17 protein-coding genes are annotated in these 16,084 nt (G+C 69.5%); 10 read left to right on the forward strand and 7 right to left on the reverse strand.

Annotated elements, in window-relative coordinates:
• Positions 1 to 3: 3 nt before the first annotated feature.
• A complete protein-coding gene (locus ASF34_RS12765; RefSeq protein WP_056140018.1) occupies positions 4 to 393 on the reverse strand; it encodes a winged helix-turn-helix transcriptional regulator in 390 nt (129 codons plus the stop codon).
• Between the two features lie 99 nt (positions 394 to 492).
• Here ASF34_RS12765 and ASF34_RS12770 point away from each other — a divergent pair, with 99 nt between their 5' ends.
• The 3 genes from ASF34_RS12770 to ASF34_RS12780 all read left to right on the forward strand — a co-directional run bounded on the left by ASF34_RS12770 (position 493) and on the right by ASF34_RS12780 (position 2,251).
• Positions 493 to 1,263 (forward strand): SDR family oxidoreductase, encoded by a 771-nt coding sequence (locus ASF34_RS12770; RefSeq protein WP_056161483.1) that lies wholly within the window; start codon positions 493 to 495, stop codon positions 1,261 to 1,263.
• A gap of 179 nt (positions 1,264 to 1,442) precedes the next feature.
• On the forward strand, positions 1,443 to 1,802 hold the full coding sequence (locus ASF34_RS12775; protein WP_026176196.1) for a hypothetical protein: 360 nt from the start codon (positions 1,443 to 1,445) through the stop codon (positions 1,800 to 1,802).
• A 14-nt stretch (positions 1,803 to 1,816) separates the two neighbouring features.
• Entirely contained in the window at positions 1,817 to 2,251 is a 435-nt protein-coding gene (locus ASF34_RS12780) for an MEKHLA domain-containing protein (protein ID WP_056161485.1), read from the forward strand.
• A 158-nt stretch (positions 2,252 to 2,409) separates the two neighbouring features.
• On the opposite strand, the gene putA is transcribed toward ASF34_RS12780, so the two are convergent.
• From putA to ASF34_RS12795, 3 genes are all read right to left on the reverse strand, one after another.
• The gene (gene putA / locus ASF34_RS12785; protein ID WP_200913271.1) at positions 2,410 to 6,255 is read right to left on the reverse strand and encodes a bifunctional proline dehydrogenase/L-glutamate gamma-semialdehyde dehydrogenase PutA; all 3,846 of its coding nucleotides are present in this window, start codon (positions 6,253 to 6,255) and stop codon (positions 2,410 to 2,412) included.
• A gap of 76 nt (positions 6,256 to 6,331) precedes the next feature.
• Positions 6,332 to 7,048 carry a gamma-glutamylcyclotransferase gene (locus tag ASF34_RS12790; RefSeq protein ID WP_056161489.1) on the reverse strand — a complete coding sequence of 239 codons (717 nt, stop codon included), beginning with the start codon at positions 7,046 to 7,048 and terminating at the stop codon, positions 6,332 to 6,334.
• A 58-nt stretch (positions 7,049 to 7,106) separates the two neighbouring features.
• On the reverse strand, positions 7,107 to 7,544 hold the full coding sequence (locus tag ASF34_RS12795; protein ID WP_018045300.1) for a hypothetical protein: 438 nt from the start codon (positions 7,542 to 7,544) through the stop codon (positions 7,107 to 7,109).
• A 142-nt stretch (positions 7,545 to 7,686) separates the two neighbouring features.
• Between ASF34_RS12795 and recO the strand changes: the two genes are divergently transcribed.
• From recO to ASF34_RS12810, 3 genes are all read left to right on the forward strand, one after another.
• The gene (recO, locus tag ASF34_RS12800; protein WP_056161491.1) at positions 7,687 to 8,427 is read left to right on the forward strand and encodes a DNA repair protein RecO; all 741 of its coding nucleotides are present in this window, start codon (positions 7,687 to 7,689) and stop codon (positions 8,425 to 8,427) included.
• Between the two features lie 53 nt (positions 8,428 to 8,480).
• Positions 8,481 to 10,733, forward strand: coding sequence for a DNA topoisomerase IV subunit A (gene parC / locus ASF34_RS12805; protein ID WP_056161493.1), 2,253 nt, complete (start codon positions 8,481 to 8,483; stop codon positions 10,731 to 10,733).
• Between the two features lie 84 nt (positions 10,734 to 10,817).
• Positions 10,818 to 11,054 carry a hypothetical protein gene (locus ASF34_RS12810; protein ID WP_018045297.1) on the forward strand — a complete coding sequence of 79 codons (237 nt, stop codon included), beginning with the start codon at positions 10,818 to 10,820 and terminating at the stop codon, positions 11,052 to 11,054.
• Between the two features lie 32 nt (positions 11,055 to 11,086).
• On the opposite strand, the gene infA is transcribed toward ASF34_RS12810, so the two are convergent.
• Positions 11,087 to 11,359, reverse strand: coding sequence for a translation initiation factor IF-1 (gene infA, locus ASF34_RS12815; protein WP_018045296.1), 273 nt, complete (start codon positions 11,357 to 11,359; stop codon positions 11,087 to 11,089).
• Between the two features lie 435 nt (positions 11,360 to 11,794).
• Positions 11,795 to 12,940: a branched-chain amino acid ABC transporter substrate-binding protein gene (locus tag ASF34_RS12820; protein ID WP_056161495.1), complete on the reverse strand. Its 1,146-nt coding sequence runs from the start codon at positions 12,938 to 12,940 to the stop codon at positions 11,795 to 11,797.
• Between the two features lie 265 nt (positions 12,941 to 13,205).
• On the opposite strand from ASF34_RS12820, the gene ASF34_RS12825 reads away from it, so the two are divergent.
• From ASF34_RS12825 to ASF34_RS12840, 4 genes are read left to right on the forward strand one after another with little or no spacing between them, the layout of a single operon-like run.
• Positions 13,206 to 13,529: an XdhC family protein gene (locus ASF34_RS12825; protein ID WP_018045293.1), complete on the forward strand. Its 324-nt coding sequence runs from the start codon at positions 13,206 to 13,208 to the stop codon at positions 13,527 to 13,529.
• A gap of 9 nt (positions 13,530 to 13,538) precedes the next feature.
• The gene (locus ASF34_RS12830; RefSeq protein ID WP_056161498.1) at positions 13,539 to 14,255 is read left to right on the forward strand and encodes an XdhC family protein; all 717 of its coding nucleotides are present in this window, start codon (positions 13,539 to 13,541) and stop codon (positions 14,253 to 14,255) included.
• Positions 14,252 to 15,292 carry a molybdopterin-binding protein gene (locus ASF34_RS12835; protein WP_056161500.1) on the forward strand — a complete coding sequence of 347 codons (1,041 nt, stop codon included), beginning with the start codon at positions 14,252 to 14,254 and terminating at the stop codon, positions 15,290 to 15,292. Before ASF34_RS12830 ends, ASF34_RS12835 begins: the two co-directional genes overlap by 4 nt.
• Positions 15,285 to 15,878, forward strand: a complete 594-nt coding sequence (locus tag ASF34_RS12840) for a nucleotidyltransferase family protein (protein ID WP_056161502.1) — start codon at positions 15,285 to 15,287, stop codon at positions 15,876 to 15,878. The genes ASF34_RS12835 and ASF34_RS12840 overlap by 8 nt, the downstream gene beginning before the upstream one ends.
• A 32-nt stretch (positions 15,879 to 15,910) precedes the next feature.
• On the opposite strand, the gene ASF34_RS22320 is transcribed toward ASF34_RS12840, so the two are convergent.
• Positions 15,911 to 16,072: a DUF2256 domain-containing protein gene (locus tag ASF34_RS22320; protein WP_187273466.1), complete on the reverse strand. Its 162-nt coding sequence runs from the start codon at positions 16,070 to 16,072 to the stop codon at positions 15,911 to 15,913.
• Between the last annotated feature and the right edge of the window lie 12 nt (positions 16,073 to 16,084).

Below are 16,084 nucleotides of genomic sequence, written 5' to 3' on the forward strand. Positions count from 1 at the left end.
GGTTCAGCCTCCCGAGGGGAGGGGCCCGTCGAACGTCTCGCGCGCCGTCTCCACCGTCGCGAGGTTCTGCTCGGCCCAGATCCACACGCCGCAGAAGGCGGCGCCGAGGCTCTGGCCGAGTTCCGTCAGCCGGTACTCGACCTTGGGCGGCACCACCGGATGCACGGTGCGGATCACCAACCCGTCCCGCTCCATGTGGCGCAGCGTCTGGGTCAGCATCTTCTGGCTGATCGTGCCGATCGCTCGGCTCAGTTCGGTGAAGCGAAGCTCGCCCTTTTCCTCCAGGATTTCGAGGATCAGCATCGTCCATTTGTCGGCGACGCGGCCGATGAGGTCGTGGACCAGAGCCTCGACGCGCGGATCCGCATCGGCGGGTGGGTGCGGAGCCGGCATCTCACGCTCTCCTTTTGGTGAGTACAAATCTTTTTGGTGCCTTCTACCCATCGGAGAGTAGGCGCGGCATCTGTTTGGGACAATCAGGAGGGATGTCCCATGAAGACGAGCGGCAACACCATTCTCATCACCGGCGGCGCATCGGGGATCGGCCGAGAACTGGCGGAGCGGTTCCAGGCCCGGGGCAACACGGTAATCATCGCCGGCCGCCGCCGCGATCGGCTCGATGCGGTCACGGAGGCCAATCCCGGCATGGTCGGCTATGTCCTCGATGTGGAGGACAAGGCCGGGATCGACGCCTTCGCGGCGACGGTGATCGCCGAGCATCCCGACCTGAATGTCCTGATCAACAATGCCGGGATCATGCAGTTCGAGGATCTCACCCGGTCCCGCGATCTCGCGGATGCCGAGGCGATGGTGACCACCAACCTGCTGGGGCCGATCCGCCTCACCAACGCGCTGATCGATCACCTCGCGGCCCGGCCGGACGCGGCGGTCATCAACGTCTCATCGGGCCTCGCCTTCGTGCCGCTGGTCTCGACACCGACCTATTCTGCGACGAAGGCAGCGATCCATTCCTATACGATCAGCCTGCGGGACGCCCTGAAGGGCAGGGTCGAGGTCATCGAACTCGTGCCACCCGCCGTGCAGACGGAACTCACACCCGGCCAGTCGACGCGGGAGGGTTACCTGCCCCTCGGCGACTTTATGGACGAGGTGATGACGCTCTTCGCGACGCAGCCGACTCCGCCGGAAATCCTGGTGGAACGCGTGGGATTCCTGCGCTTCGCGGACAGCGAGAAGCGGTTCGACCAAGCCTTGGCTGCCGTGAACGACTTCGCCGACAAGGCGCGCGCGGAGCAGCACTGACGCTCCGTAGCGGCCATGCGCGCCGGCGTGCCGGTCGGACAGACGCGGCGGGAAACATCTGTCGCGTAACCGCGTCTTAATTAGACCTTCAGCATGGTCGAGATCAGGCTGGACCCGGTGCTTGCCCGACAAGTCCCGGCATGACGCGAACTGGCGTCGCGGTTCGGTGGCACGCTTCGATGACGAGAACTCTCTTGCGCCTGTCGGTCTTCGTCATCCTCGCGATCCTGGTCTTCGTGACGCTGTCGCCGATCGGGCTCCGGCCGGTCGTCGCCTCGGCGAATGTCGAGCGGATGAGCGCCTACGCCCTGTTCGGCTTCCTGTTGATCCTGGCCTATCCCAAGCGCTGGTATCTCGGGCTCGTGACCGGAATGGCGGTGGCCGGCATCCTCGAATTCGGCCAGGAATTGTCGCCGACCCGCCATGCCCGGATGTCCGATTTCCTGGTCAAGGCGGTCGCCGCGGCGTTCGGCAGCCTCGTCGCTTACCTCGCCCTGGCCGCCTATGCCCGGTTCGAGCGGCCTTCGGCCTCGCGCTGACACAAGTGCCTGACGTGGATATCTCCGACGATCCCGGTTTTTACGCGCTCCTGACCGGGAGTTTCCACCGTGCCGTCGGCCGGCCGCTGGTGCCGGAGCCGGGGCGCGATGCGGCCTGGCTCGATGCCGACGCCCCCTTCGCGGTTCTCGCCCATGACGGAGGGGAGGACCCGCGTTTCATCTATGCGAACCTGACCGCCCTGCGCGTCTTCGGCTACGAGAAGACCGAGCTCATCGGCCTGCCCTCCCGCTTCTCGGCCGAGGCCCCGGAGCGGGCCGAGCGGCAGCGCCTCCTCGACGCGGTCACCCGCCACGGGTTCGTCGACAACTATGCCGGCATCCGCATCCGCAAGGACGGAACCCGCTTCCCGATCCGAGACGCCATCGTCTGGCAGCTCGTGGACGAGGCCGGCCTGTTCCACGGTCAGGCCGCGACCTTTTCCGTCTGAGCGGGGTCGCCGCTGTCGACGCGGGAAGGCGTGACGATTTTCCTCTTCCACCCCACGACCTCATCCTGAGGCGCCGCGTAGCGGCCTCGAAGGAGGGATCCAGAACCCGCTGTGCGAACTGGACGTCTCCTTGGAGGACTTCGCTGTGCGTCGGCACTTCAGGATGAGGTGGCGGGTGGGATCGCGATCGCATCGCTATCCTCGCCGAGTGTCATTAGGGCGGCATTGCCGCCTGCCGCTGCGGTGTTGGTGCTGACGCTGCGCTCCCGGAGCAGCCATTCGAGGGAGTAATCCTCGACTCCCTTCTCCAATCCGTCCGGCGACACGGCGAGGACCGGGATGATGGCGCCCGGCAGGGCGGCGGCTCTCCGCGCCGCCGTGAGGGTCGCCTCCGCTCCGCCCTCCACCAGGATCGCCGCGCAGCCCATGGCGTCCGGCCCATCGGCGATGTCGATCGTACCCCGGACCGCACGGGGCAGGAGGTCGAGCATGGGTCGCAGGCCGGCGGGCGGGACGAGGCGGATCGTGTTGCCGGTGGCGAGGCATGCCGCGATCTGTGCGAACAGCCCGGTCTCGCTGGCCGGCAGGCACAGGACCGTGCCGCGCGGATGCAGGCTGTAGCGGTTGCTCTCGCCCACCGGGCCGGGCAGGGCGATGTCGAGCCCGAGGAGGCTCCGTTCGGCATAGGCGTCGCAGCGCGCCGCCTCCCTCTCCCTGCCCGCCGCGGACAGGGCGTCGCGCAGGGACGCCAGCGCCTCGGGCATCGCGGCGGGGCGCCGGACGAGGCCGGTCTCCACGGGCGCCGAGGACAGGAGGCGGCGGAGGTAGAGCGGGCCGCCGGCCTTCGGCCCGGTCCCCGACAGGCCCTCGCCGCCGAAGGGCTGCACGCCGACCACGGCCCCGATGAGGTTGCGGTTGACGTAGAGGTTGCCGGCCCGGACCCGGTCCAGGAGGCGCGCGACGGTGGCGCCGATCCGGCTGTGCACGCCGAAGGTCAGGCCGTAGCCGGTCTCGTCGATGGCGGCGGCGAGCCCGTCGAGATCGTCGCGCCGGTAGCGCAGGATGTGGAGGATCGGCCCGAAGACCTCGCCGGGGAGGTCGTCCAGCCTGTCGATGGCGATGAGGCTCGGCGGGACGAAATGGCCCGCCGCGCAGGAGGCGGGCAGCGGGAGCCGGTCTACGGCATGGCCGCGCTCCCGCATCCGCGCCACATGCGCCTCGATCCTTTGTTGCGCTGCCTCGCTAATGACCGGCCCGATATCGGTGGCGAGTTGGTCGGGATTGCCGATGGTGAGCTCGGCCATCGCCCCCTTCAGCATCGTGAGGATGCGCTCGGCGATCTCGTCCTGCAGGCAGAGCACGCGGAGCGCCGAGCAGCGCTGGCCGGCCGAATCGAAGGCCGACACCAGCACATCGGCCACCACCTGCTCCGGCGGGGCGGAGGAATCCACCACGAGGGCGTTCTGGCCGCCGGTTTCCGCGACGAACGGGATCGGTCGCCCCAGAGGGCCGAGGCGTCCGGCCAATTCGGTCTGTATCCCTTTGGCGACGTCGGTCGATCCGGTGAACAGGACACCGTCGATGCGCGGATCGGCCACGATGCGGGCGCCGACCCGCCCCTCTCCCAGCAGCAGGCCGAGCACGCCCTCCGGAATTCCGGCCTCGATCAGGATCTCCACCGCGAGCCCCGCCACCAGGGGCGTTTCGCCGGCGGGCTTGGCGAGGACCGCGTTGCCCGCCGCGAGGGCCGCCGCGACCTGCCCGATGAAGATGGCGAGGGGGAAGTTCCACGGGCTGATACAGGCGACCACGCCCAGGGGGACATGGGTCGCGGCTTTGAAGCCCGCCGCCTGCGCCCCGTAATAGCGCAGGAAATCCACCGCCTCGCGGATCTCGGCTGCGGCGTTGGCGAGGGACTTGCCCGCCTCCCGCACCAGCAGCCCGAGGAACGCGTCGCGCCGTGTCTCGATCAGGCCGGCCGCATCGGCCAGGATCTCGGCCCGCCGGGACGGCGCCGTCGCGGCCCAGCCAAGAGCCGCCGAGGCGGCCCGTGCGATGGCGGCATCGACGCATCCGTCATCCGCCTCCACCACGTATCCGACGACATCGTCTCGGTCCGCCGGGTTGAGCACGGCCCGCCTCGCGCCTTCTGTCCCCTCCGACGGAACGGGTCGGCAGAGGAAGGGCGTCGCCGCGCCGCGCGGCAGGGCCTCGCCGAGGGACGCGAGCACGTCCTCGTCGGTGAGATCGAGACCGCGCGAATTGGGCCGGCTCCCGGCGAAAAGGTCGCGCGGCAGGGGGATTCCCGGATGCCCCGAGCCGGGTGGCGAGACCCGGCGCGCCCGCTCCACCGGGTCGGCGACGAGGTCGTCCACCGCGACGGCGGGGTCGGCGATGCGGTTGACGAAGGAGGAATTCGCGCCGTTCTCGAGCAAGCGCCGGACGAGATAGGCGAGCAGGGTCTCGTGCGTGCCCACCGGGGCGTAGATCCGGCACGGACGGTTCAGGATCGATCCGCCGACCACCTCCTCGTAGAGCGTCTCGCCCATGCCGTGCAGGCACTGGAACTCGTAGTCGCCCGGCCGGAAGTCCGGCCCCGCCATGGCGACGATGTCGGCCAGCGTGCGGGCGTTGTGGGTGGCGAATTGCGGGAACACCGCGTCACCGGCCATCAGCAGCCTGCGCGCGCAGGCGAGATACGACACGTCGGTATGCACCTTCCGGGTGAAGACCGGGAAGCCGTCGAGGCCGTCGACCTGGGCGCGCTTGATCTCCGAATCCCAATACGCGCCTTTGACCAGGCGCACCATGAGGCGGTGCCCGCTCCGTCGCGCGAGGTCGACGACGTGATCCACCACCGGGAGCGCACGCTTCTGGTAGGCCTGGACGACGAAGCCGAGCCCGTCCCAGCCGGCCAGACGCTCGTCCATCGCCATGGCTTCGAGGAGGTCGAGGGAGAGATCGAGGCGGTCGGCCTCCTCGGCGTCGATGTTGAAGCCGATGTCGTGACGGCTCGCCGCGAGGGCGAGGTCCGCCAATCGCGGCAGCAACTCGGCCATCACCCGCCCGCGCTGAGCTCGCTCATAGCGTGGATGCAGGGCCGAGAGCTTGACGGATATGCCCGGCCCGGCGAGTGGTCCGCGCCCACCCGATGCCGCGCCGATCGCCGCGATGGCGCCGGCATAATCCTCGGCGTACCGGGCGGCATCCCCGGCATTCATCGCCGCCTCGCCGAGCATGTCGTAGGAGTAGGTAAAGCCCATGGCCTCCCTGCGTCGGCCGTTGCGCAACGCCTCGGCGATGCTGCGGCCGGTGACGAACTGGCCGCCGAGCATGCGCATGGCGAGATCGACGCCTTTTCGGATGGCGGGTTCGCCCGCGCGCCGCACCACCCGTGTCAGTGCCGCCGCGAGGCCGGGCTCGTCCGGCGCGCCCACGACCCGTCCCGTCAGGACCAAGCCCCATGTGGCCGCGCCGGCAAAGAGGGAGGTGGCATGGCCGAGATGCGACCACCAATCGCCGCGCCCGATCTTGTCGCGGATCAACGCGTCCCGGCTCGCCGCATCCGGAATGCGCAAAAGCGCTTCGGCGAGACACATCAGGGCGACCCCCTCCGCGCTCGACAGGCTGAACTCGCGCATCAGCTGCTCGACGGGGGCACGCGAGCCCTTGGCGCGAAGGGTGGTGACGAGGTGTCTCGCCAGATTCATCGCGGCCGCGTTTCCGTCCGGGTTCCGGCGCGCGGCGGCCATCAGGGGGGCGAGGCACTCGGATTCGGAAAGACGATGGGCGGCCCGGATGGCGGCCCGGAGCGTGCCACTCGGTGCCGAAGGCCCCGCGAGGTCGGCGAAGGGCGCCCTTGGACCAGGCGGGATCGGCGCTGCGGAGGGGAGGGAGGGACCATTGCTCACGGGTCGAGGCCCTCCCGCCGCTGCGCCCCGTGCGGCCGCCGGTTCCGGGCGGCGATCTTGCGGGGATGGATGCTTCGGACGTCGCCGCCGCATCGGCCCCGTTGCACCCGGTGGAATCGGGACTATCCCGCGCCTGCAAGCAAAAGCGATGCTCGGCGGGGCGGTTCCGTCAACGCGCCGCGAGGCGGGGTTCCTTCTCCTGCCGGTGGCCAGCTTCCAGGCGCTCGGCGACGAGGCGCTGCAGCCGCCAGAGATGGTCGTCGAGAATGCCGGCCTCGGCGCAGGCCTGCGCCGTGCGAAAGAGGTATTCCGCGCTCGGGCCGAGATGCCCCGCGCCGGTGGCGATCCGGTCGGCGATCTCTTCCTCGGTGAGGCGGCCGGTGTAGCGGTCGCTGGCGCGGTTGACGACGAAGGTCAGGGCGGTGACCGGGCCGGTGCCCGTCTCCACCGTGACCCAGCGTCCCTCATAGCCGCCGCCGCGCATCTCGCGGCGCCACACCGGCATCAGGGTCGCGGCCGGGTCGATGCCCTCCAGTCTGAAAGCGGTTCCCCGGCAGATGCCGCCCCGGTCGAGGGCGAGGACGAGTCCCGGCCGCTCGCGGCTCCCGCGAAAGCGCCGCTGCAACAGGCAGAAGCGCCGGTGATAGCCCCGCACCGTGCCGGTGCGCCGCTCGGCCACGGCGAATTCCGGCTGCCAGATCAGCGAGCCGTAGCCGAACACCCAGAGCCCGTTCCCCTGCCTCGGCCTGCCACGGAGCATCCGGTCGAGGCCGGGCGCGAGATCGCGATCGGTGAGGAGATGCAGGGCGCTCGCATCGTCGGCGACGGGAATCGGATGGGCGCGGGCGATGAGATCGAGGGTGAGCGAGAGCGGACGATGCGGCATGGACCGTATCGGAGCATCACCGGTCGGTCCGGGCAAGCCGTTCGAACGATCGACGTCCTCAACCCTTCGCGTTCCCCAGCGCCTCCAGCTCCTTGAACGGCTCCGTCTTGTGGCCCTCGCAGACCTCCTCGGCATCTTCGAGGATGCTGAGCTTGCCGGCCTCCTCGCGGATGACGGCCTTGGCCTTCTCGCCCTTGAGGAAGCGGCGGCCCATCATCCGGGCGGACACGCAATAGAGGGTGCGGCCGTCATCCTCGAACGGTCCGGCGATGCGGCTGTGCTCGAACCGGACCGGGATCACCGAGATCGAGCCGAAACCGCTCTGGCGCAGGGCCAGGGCGGCCACCCGCTCGCGCATGGTGAAGCTCGCGCCGGGCGCGGGCGCCGGATCGGGCCGCCCGCACCCGGTGAGCGCGATGGCGACGAGGCCAAGCCATGCGCCGCCAGCGCGGCGGGAGATTGCACGGTCCGTGCGGGCGCGCGGTAAGACGGTCATGGTCGTCGGGTCTCGAACCAGGGGAGCACGAGGCATAGCGTCGAACACGCCCTGCGGGAATGCTGATGCCGATGCAATCCACGCCCTCGAGTGGACGGACCGGCCCGTTTCCAACGCACGGTCCGCGCTCTAAGGAGGGGGCATGCAATGGACCGACGACGGCGTGGTGCTGGGGCTGCGCAGGCAAGGCGAGACCGGCGTCGTCCTCGAAGTGATGACCCTGGACCACGGCCGCCATCTCGGCCTCGTCCATGGCGGGCGCTCGCGGCGGATGCAGCCGGTGCTGCAGACCGGCAATCACGTCCGGCTGACATGGCGGGCGCGCCTCGACGAGAGCCTGGGGGCCTTCGCGGTGGAGCCCCTCGAATCCGCCGCCGCGCGGCTCATGGGCTCCGGCCTCGCCCTTTACGGCGTGACCCACATGGCCGCGCTCCTGCGCCTCCTGCCCGAGCGCGATCCCCATCCCGCCGTCTACGAGGCGGCCCGCATCCTCGTCGCCCATCTCGACGACCGGGTGATCGCGCCGCTCCTGATGGTGCGGTTCGAACTCGCGATCCTGTCCGAGCTCGGCTTCGGACTCGACCTCAGCGCCTGCGCCGCCACGGGGGGCAACGACGCGCTGATCTACGTCTCGCCGAGGACCGGGCGGGCCGTCAGCGCCTCGGCCGGGGAGCCCTTCCGGGACAGGTTGCTGGCGCTGCCGGGCTTCCTTCTCGACCGGGAGGGCGGCCGGACCGGCTTCATGCCGCCCGACGAGCGGGATGTAGCCAATGGGTTTACCTTGACGGGGTATTTCCTCGACCAGCACGTCTGGGGGCCGCGCGCCATCGCGCCTCCGGCGGAGCGGGCGCGATTCGTTGCGTTGGGGACGCAGAGCGCCTAAGTCACGTTCGCGTTATGTTCTGATTTGGGCCATGTCCGGCCCGGGAGTTCGTCATGGGCCAGCCCTTCGATCCGCCATCGGGATCCGACGGCATCGAGAGCGTCGAGCTGAAGTCGGCGCTGGAAGAGCGCTACCTCGCCTATGCGCTCTCCACCATCATGAACCGGGCGCTGCCGGACGCCCGCGACGGGCTCAAGCCCGTCCATCGCCGCATCCTCTACGGCATGCGGCTGCTCCGGCTCGACCCGAACACCGCCTTCAAGAAATGCGCGAAGATCGTCGGCGACGTGATGGGCGATTTCCATCCCCACGGCGACCAGGCGATCTACGACGCGCTGGTGCGTCTCAGCCAGGACTTCGCGCAGCGCTATCCGCTGGTGGATGGCCAGGGCAATTTCGGCAACATCGACGGCGATGGCCCCGCCGCATACCGCTACACCGAGGCGCGGCTGACGGAGGTCGCCCGCCTCCTGCTCGACGGGATCGACGAAGACACGGTCGATTTCCGGCCCTCCTACAATGGCGAGAAGGACGAGCCCATCGTCCTGCCGGCGGCCTTCCCGAACCTGCTCGCCAACGGCTCCCAGGGCATCGCGGTGGGCATGGCCACCTCGATCCCGCCGCACAACGCGGCCGAACTCTGCGACGCGGCGCTCTACCTCATCGGCCATCGCGAGGCGACCTCGGCCCAGCTCCTCACCTTCGTGAAGGGGCCGGATTTCCCAACCGGCGGCATTCTCATCGACAGTGCCGAGTCGATCGCCGAGGCCTACCGCACCGGGCGCGGCGGTTTTCGTGTGCGGGCGCGCTGGGCGAAGGAGGATACGGGGCGCGGCACCTGGAACATCGTCGTCACCGAGATCCCCTACGGCATTCCCAAGGCCCGGCTCATCGAGAAGCTGGCCGAGCTGCTGCAGGAGAAGAAGCTGCCGCTGCTGGCCGATGTGCGTGACGAATCGGCCGAGGACGTCCGTGTCGTGCTGGAGCCGCGCTCGCGCAGCGTCGACCCGGTGATCCTGATGGAATCGGTGTTCCGGCTCACCGAGCTCGAAGCCCGCATCCCCCTCAACATGAACGTCCTGGTGGGCGGTCTCGTCCCGCGCGTGATCGGGCTGGCCGAGGCCCTGCGCGAATGGCTCGACCATCGCCGCGTCGTGCTCCAGCGCCGCTCGCGCCACCGCCTCGCGCAGATCGAGCGCCGCCTCGAAATCCTCGGCGGTCTCCTCATCGTCTATCTCGATCTCGACGAGGTGATCCGCATCATCCGCGAGGAGGACGAACCGAAACCGTCCCTGATGAAGCGGTTCGAACTCACCGAACTCCAGGCCAACGCCATCCTCGACACCCGCCTGCGCTCGTTGCGCAAGCTGGAGGAGATGGAACTCAAGCGCGAACTCGATACGCTGACCAAGGAGAAGGACGGGCTCGAAGAGCTCCTCAGCTCCGAGAAGATGCAATGGTCGGACATCACCAAGCAGATCCGCGCCGTGAAGAAGGCCTTCGGGCCCGAGACCAAGCTCGGTGCCCGCCGCACCACCCTGGAGAACCCGCCCGATACCGCCGGGATCGACTTCACTTCCGCCATGGTGGAGCGCGAGCCGATCACCGTCATCGTCTCGGCCAAGGGCTGGATCCGCGCCCTCAAAGGGCATGTCGCCGATCTGTCGGGCGTCGCCTTCAAGGGCGACGACGCCCTCAAGATCTCGTTCCTCAGCGAGACCACGGCCAAGATCCTGGTGCTCGCCTCCAATGGCAAGGTGTTCACCCTTGAAGCGGCGAAGCTTCCGGGCGGGCGCGGCTTCGGTGATCCGATCCGATTGATGGTGGATTTCGACGACGGCGCCGAGATCGTCGCCGCCCTGCCGTATCAGCCGGGCGGCAAGCTCCTGATCGCAGGCTCGGATGGGCGCGGCTTCCTCGCCCCCGCCGACGCGCTGGTGGCCAATACCCGCAAGGGCAAGGGCATCATGGGGCTCGACGAGCCGGCCCAGGCCATGCTGCTCGTGCCTGCCGGCGGCGGCGATCATGTCGCCGTCTGCAGCGCAGACCGGTTGCTACTGGTCTTCCCGCTCTCGGAAATGCCGGAACTGTCGCGCGGCAAGGGCGTGCGCCTGCAGCGCTGCCGCCAGAGCACGCTCACCGACGCCCACGTCTTCACCCTGGCCGAGGGCCTGCCCTGGCGCGACAGCGCCGGTCAGGAGCGGCTCGCCAACGCGGCACTGCTGGAGAAGTGGATGGGCCACCGGGCCGAGGCCGGCACGCTGATGACCCGGAGCTTCCCGAAATTCGAGCGGTTCGGGAAGTAGATGCTGAACATACCATCGCGGCTTGATCCGCGCTGGTGCTGCGACGATGTTTATCGGGTAGTCGCGTGATGAAGGAGTAATCGGATGGCCGACGCCGTAAGCCCGCTGACGCCCGATCTCGAAGAGCAGCTCGGCGGCATTCGGCGAGCGCGCGAAGCGAGTGAGAAATTCGTTGCCGAGCAGAAGAAACTCACGGCTGAAGCATTGAAGCTGGATCGCGACCGCATGTTCGCGCCCTGGCAGATCGCGTTGTCCGGCATGGCTGCCGGAGCAGCGTTCTTTGGCGCTGGCGCTGCCTTCGTGAAGATCCTCGGTCCCTAGCGGACAGACAAGATATCCGACAGCGCTCTCGCTCAGCGGCGGCGGAACTGGCCGCGGATCGGCGGGCGCGGACCGGAGGAGCGCTCGTCCTTGTGACGGAACACGAGGCGGCCCTTCTCGAGATCGTACGGTGACATCTCGACGGTGACACGGTCGCCGGCCAGAGTCTTGATGCGGTTCTTCTTCATCTTGCCGGCCGTGTAGGCCACGATCTCGTGGCCCTGGTCGAGCTGCACGCGATAGCGTGCGTCCGGCAGGATCTCGATCACGAGACCGTCGAACTGCATCAACTCTTCTTTCGCCATCCACACTCTCCAGCCGGAACGCCAGAACGGGGCATTCCGGGACACCAAAAACATAGCCGTTCGGCAAAACGCTGCGGGCGGCGGGTCCGATCCCATCGGATGCGCAACACCGGCGAGCGTCGGCACGACATAATGTTCGCGCGTCCCGTAAGCAAGCTTTTACCGCCTGGAACGCTATCGCGTCGACAGAAAATCACATGCTGTCCTGGTCCCTCGACAGTGTCGCGGGGGACTCAACTGCCCGATTCGGCAGGCTCGTGCCGGACGACGACAAGGAGACCTCATCGCCGTCCGCCCGCGCGACTGCGCGGTGGCGGGTGTTCGCCGAACGCGCCGAGGACGACCATAGGTCGTGATCGGCGCCGCTTGGTATCGAGCCGCATCCGTGGCGAGTACGGCTTTCCCGAGCCGGCGGCGATACGCCGGCCCCTTGCATCAGGGCGTCACGGCGTTGCCGGCGTAGTCGATGCGGCCGTCCGGCGTCTTCCTCCAGACCTGCAGCACGTAGCCGGGTGCCTTGGACTGGCCGTTGGCATCGAACGCGATCTCGCCGATGGCGGTCTTGAGCGGCGCACCGCCGTGCAGGACATCCGCCACCTTGCGGCCCTCGCTCGACTTCGCCTGCTCCACGGCCTGTCTGAGGATCTCCACCGCCGCATAGCCCTGCGCCGCCACCATGTCGGCCTCCGGCGTCCTCGGCCTGGCCGCCACGCCCTTGGATTCGGGCAGCTTTCGCGGCTCCGGCAGAAGGGTCATCACCGTCCCCTCGGCGCCCAGGCCGGCCCCCGTGGCGAAGTCCTTGTCGAGGAGCCCGTCGCTGCCGACGAGGGGTATGGCGAGACCCGCCTCGCGCAGGGAGCGGATCAGCTGGCCGGCTTCCGGCGCGAGGCCGCCGAAATAGACGACCTCGACCTGCGCGCGTTTCAGGCGCGCGACGAGGGACGACAGGTCCCTGTCGCCGCGGTTGAGGCTCTCGAAAGCCGTCTCGGCCTGCCCGTTCGCCTTGAGGATGCGGGCGACGTCGTCCACCAATCCGCGCCCGAACGTGCTCTTGTCGTGAACGAAGCCGATCCGCCGCCCGCGGAAACGTGCGAGGAGATAGGTGGCCGCGATCGGCCCCTGCTCGGCGTCACTGCCGCCGATACGGAAGACGTTCCAGGCCCCGCGCGTGGTCAGGGCAGGCCAGGCGATGCCGGGCGTCACCGCGATGATTCCCGCGTCCTCGTAGATCGGCAGGACCGACGCCGCCACGGTGGCGTTGAACGGCCCGACGACGAGGGGGACCCGATCGGCGATGAACTTGCGCGCGACCGCGAGCCCCTGCTTGCCGTCGCCGGCATCGTCGGCCACCACGAGGGCGAGCTTGAGCCCTTTTGGGCCGGCTGCGCGGTTGAGATCCGCCACTGCCTGTTCGGCTCCCGCCCGGAGCCCCTGTCCGAAGGCGGCATCCGGCCCGGTGAGAGGGAGCGAGAGGCCGATCCGGACCGGTGCCTGGGCCGGACTCTGTGCGGCGGCGCCGGATGCGACGAAGGCCAGCGCGGCGAAGAACGGTGCGGCGGCCGCGGGTAAGATGCGTCTCATGGTGCGAGGTCCGGATGGTCGGCACGAGGCCGATCCAGCCTCTTTAGCGCAGCCTGGCGCAATTGGCGCGGCCCGATCGAGATGGTCCGTCCTTCCACGGGGCGATCCAGTGGGCGATGCCTGTGTGCCGGTCGGCACGCTTCGGGGACCGGGGATGGCACTGGCTTCGCTTGCGCATTGCACCGAGGGTGCCGGAGCCTATCTCCCCGAGGCGGCGTTGCGTGAGTGCCGTCATGCCCTGGACGCGCAGCGCGCGGAGTGTCCCATGCTCTCCACCGAAACAGACATCCTCCACGCGGCCGAGGCGTGGCGCCGTAGCGGGCGGGGCGTGGCGCTCGCCACCGTGGTCGAGACCTGGGGCTCCGCGCCTCGCCCGGTGGGCAGCCACCTCGTCGTCGACGAGGGTGGCAACTTCCTCGGTTCGGTCTCGGGCGGCTGCGTCGAGGGGGCGGTCATCACGGAAGCGCTGGACGCCATCGCCGACGGACGACCCCGGGTGATCGAGTTCGGCGTCGCCGATGAGACCGCCTGGCGGGTCGGTCTCTCCTGCGGCGGGCGCATCCGCGTCTTCGTCGAACGCATCGACTGAAGCGGCGCCATGAAGCTCGATTCCCTCCATGCCCTCAACGTCGAGCGTGCCGCGCGCCGCGCCGCGATGCTCGTCACCGACCTCGACGACGGCAGCCAGCGCGTGGTCCGCGAGGCAGAGATCCCGGCCGACCCCCTGGCCGACATCCTGGCGCGACGCCTCGCCTCCGGAAAGAGCGGCCTCGTCGAGGTGGAGGGGCGGCAGTTCTTCCTCACCGTGCAGGTGCCCGCCGTACGGCTCGTGCTGATCGGGGCGGTGCATATCAGCCAGGCGCTCTGCCCGATGGCGACGGCGGTCGACCTGTCCGTGAGCGTCATCGACCCGCGGACCGCCTTCGCCACGCCCGAGCGCTTTCCGGAGGTTCCCCTCCTGCCCCTCTGGCCCGACGAGGCCCTGGCCGGTCCCGTGCCGCCCCTCGACCGCTATTGCGCCGTCGCGGCCCTGACCCACGATCCGAAGATCGACGATCCCGCGCTGATCGCGGCCCTGAGGGCCGAATGTTTCTATGTGGGCGCCCTCGGCTCGCGGAAGACCCATGCCGCACGGGTCGAACGCCTGTCGCAGGCCGGGCTCTCGCCCGAGCAGATCGCGCGGATCGAGGCGCCGATCGGCCTCGACATCGGCGCCGTGAGCCCGGCCGAGATCGCGGTCTCCATCTTGGCGCAGATCGTGTCCGCCCTGCGCGGCGGCGGTCCGCGTGCCGTCAGAGGCGGAGGCCCCGCGTGAAGTTCGGTTCGGTCGCGATCACGCGGGCCGCGGGGCTCATCGCCGCCCATACCCTGCGGGCCGATGACGTGATCGTCCGCAAGGGGCGGCCGATCCAGGGCGACGACGCGCGTCGTCTCGCCGAGGCCGGCCTCGACAGCGTGGTGGCGGTGACCCTGGAGACGGGCGATGTCGGCGAGGACGAGGCCGCCGCCCGTCTCGCCGCTCGGGTGGCGGGGTCGGGTCTTTCCACCGGCCCCGCCTTCACCGGGCGCTGCAACCTCCAGGCGGAGGTGGCGGGCATTCTGATGATCGACCGTCCTGTCGTCGACGCGGTGAACGCGGTGGACGAGGCCATCACGCTCGCGACCCTGCCGCCGTTCCGACCGGTGAGTCCGGGCGAGATGGTGGCGACGGTGAAGATCATTCCCTATGCGGTGTCCGGCTCCGCCCTCGACCGCGCCTGCGGGATCGCGACGCCGGCGCCCCTCACGGTCATGCCCTATCGCCGCTTCCGGGTGGGTGTCGTCTCCACCCTGCTGCCGGGGCTCAAGGAGGCCACCGTCGCCAAGACCCTCCGCAACCTGGAACGCCGGCTCGGGCCGACCGGGGCGGGGATCGCCTCCGACCTTCGGGTCTCGCACGAGGCCGGTGCGGTGGCGACCGCCATCCGCGAGGCCATCGACCGCGACGGATGCGATCTCGTCGTGGTGTTCGGCGCCTCGGCCATCGCCGACCGGCGCGACGTCATCCCCGCCGGCATCGAGGCGGCGGGCGGGGAGGTGGAGCATTTCGGCATGCCCGTCGATCCCGGCAACCTGCTCCTCGTCGGCCGTCGCGGCGAGGTTCCGGTGATCGGCGCTCCGGGCTGCGCGCGCTCGCCCGCCGAGAATGGGTTCGACTGGGTTCTCCATCGCCTGCTCGCCGGCCTCGTGGTGAGCCGCGCCGACATCGTCGGGCTCGGCGTCGGTGGCCTGCTCATGGAGATCGTGTCCCGGCCCCAGCCGAGATCGGGGCGACAGGGTCCGTCGGAAGAAAGCACGCCGGAGGATGCCTGACGCCGTCGGCATCGTCCTCCTCGCCGCCGGACGGGGAACGCGCTTCGGTTCGGCCGCGAAGATGCTCGCACTCCTCGATGGCCGGCCGCTCGTCCGCCACGCGGCCGAGATTGCGATCGCGGCGAATCTCGGTCCCGTGGCGGTGATTCTCGGCTCGCATGGCGCTGCGGTCCGGCAGGCGCTGGCGGGCCTCGACCTGCGGATCGTCGACAACCCGGCCCATGCAGAAGGTCTGTCCACCTCCCTGCGATGCGGGCTCGACGCCTTGCCGGAGACCGCCCGCATCATCGTGATGCTCGGGGACATGCCGCGTATCCGACCCAGCCACCTCGCGTCCCTGGTCGAGGCCTTCCTGGCCGCCGACCCGGCGCCGGCCGCCATCGTCCCGGTCCATCGCGGATCGCGCGGAAACCCGGTTCTCCTCAATCGCGCGCTCCTCGCGTCCGATCTGGCGTCGCTCACCGGGGATCAGGGCGCCGGCCGGATCCTGGCAGCGCGGACGGATGTCGTGGAACTGGAGATGGATGCGGCCGTCGCCCTCGATATCGATACGCAGGCCGCCCTGATCGCTGCCGCCCGCGCCTGATCAGGAGGCCTTGTGATCAGGAGGCCTTGTGATCAGGAGGCCTTGCCCGGCCGCTTCGCCTCGTTCCGGCACCGGTCGGAGCAGTAGCGGACCTCGTCCCAGACCCGTTCCCATTTCTTGCGCCAAGCGAAGGGCTTGCCGCAGGTGGCGCAGACCTTGGTGGGCAGATCCGCCTTCTTGCGCATGCGCGGCATGGGAGGCTTGTC

The sequence above is a fragment of the Methylobacterium sp. Leaf106 genome (genome assembly GCF_001422895.1).
Lineage (GTDB): Bacteria > Pseudomonadota > Alphaproteobacteria > Rhizobiales > Beijerinckiaceae > Methylobacterium > Methylobacterium bullatum.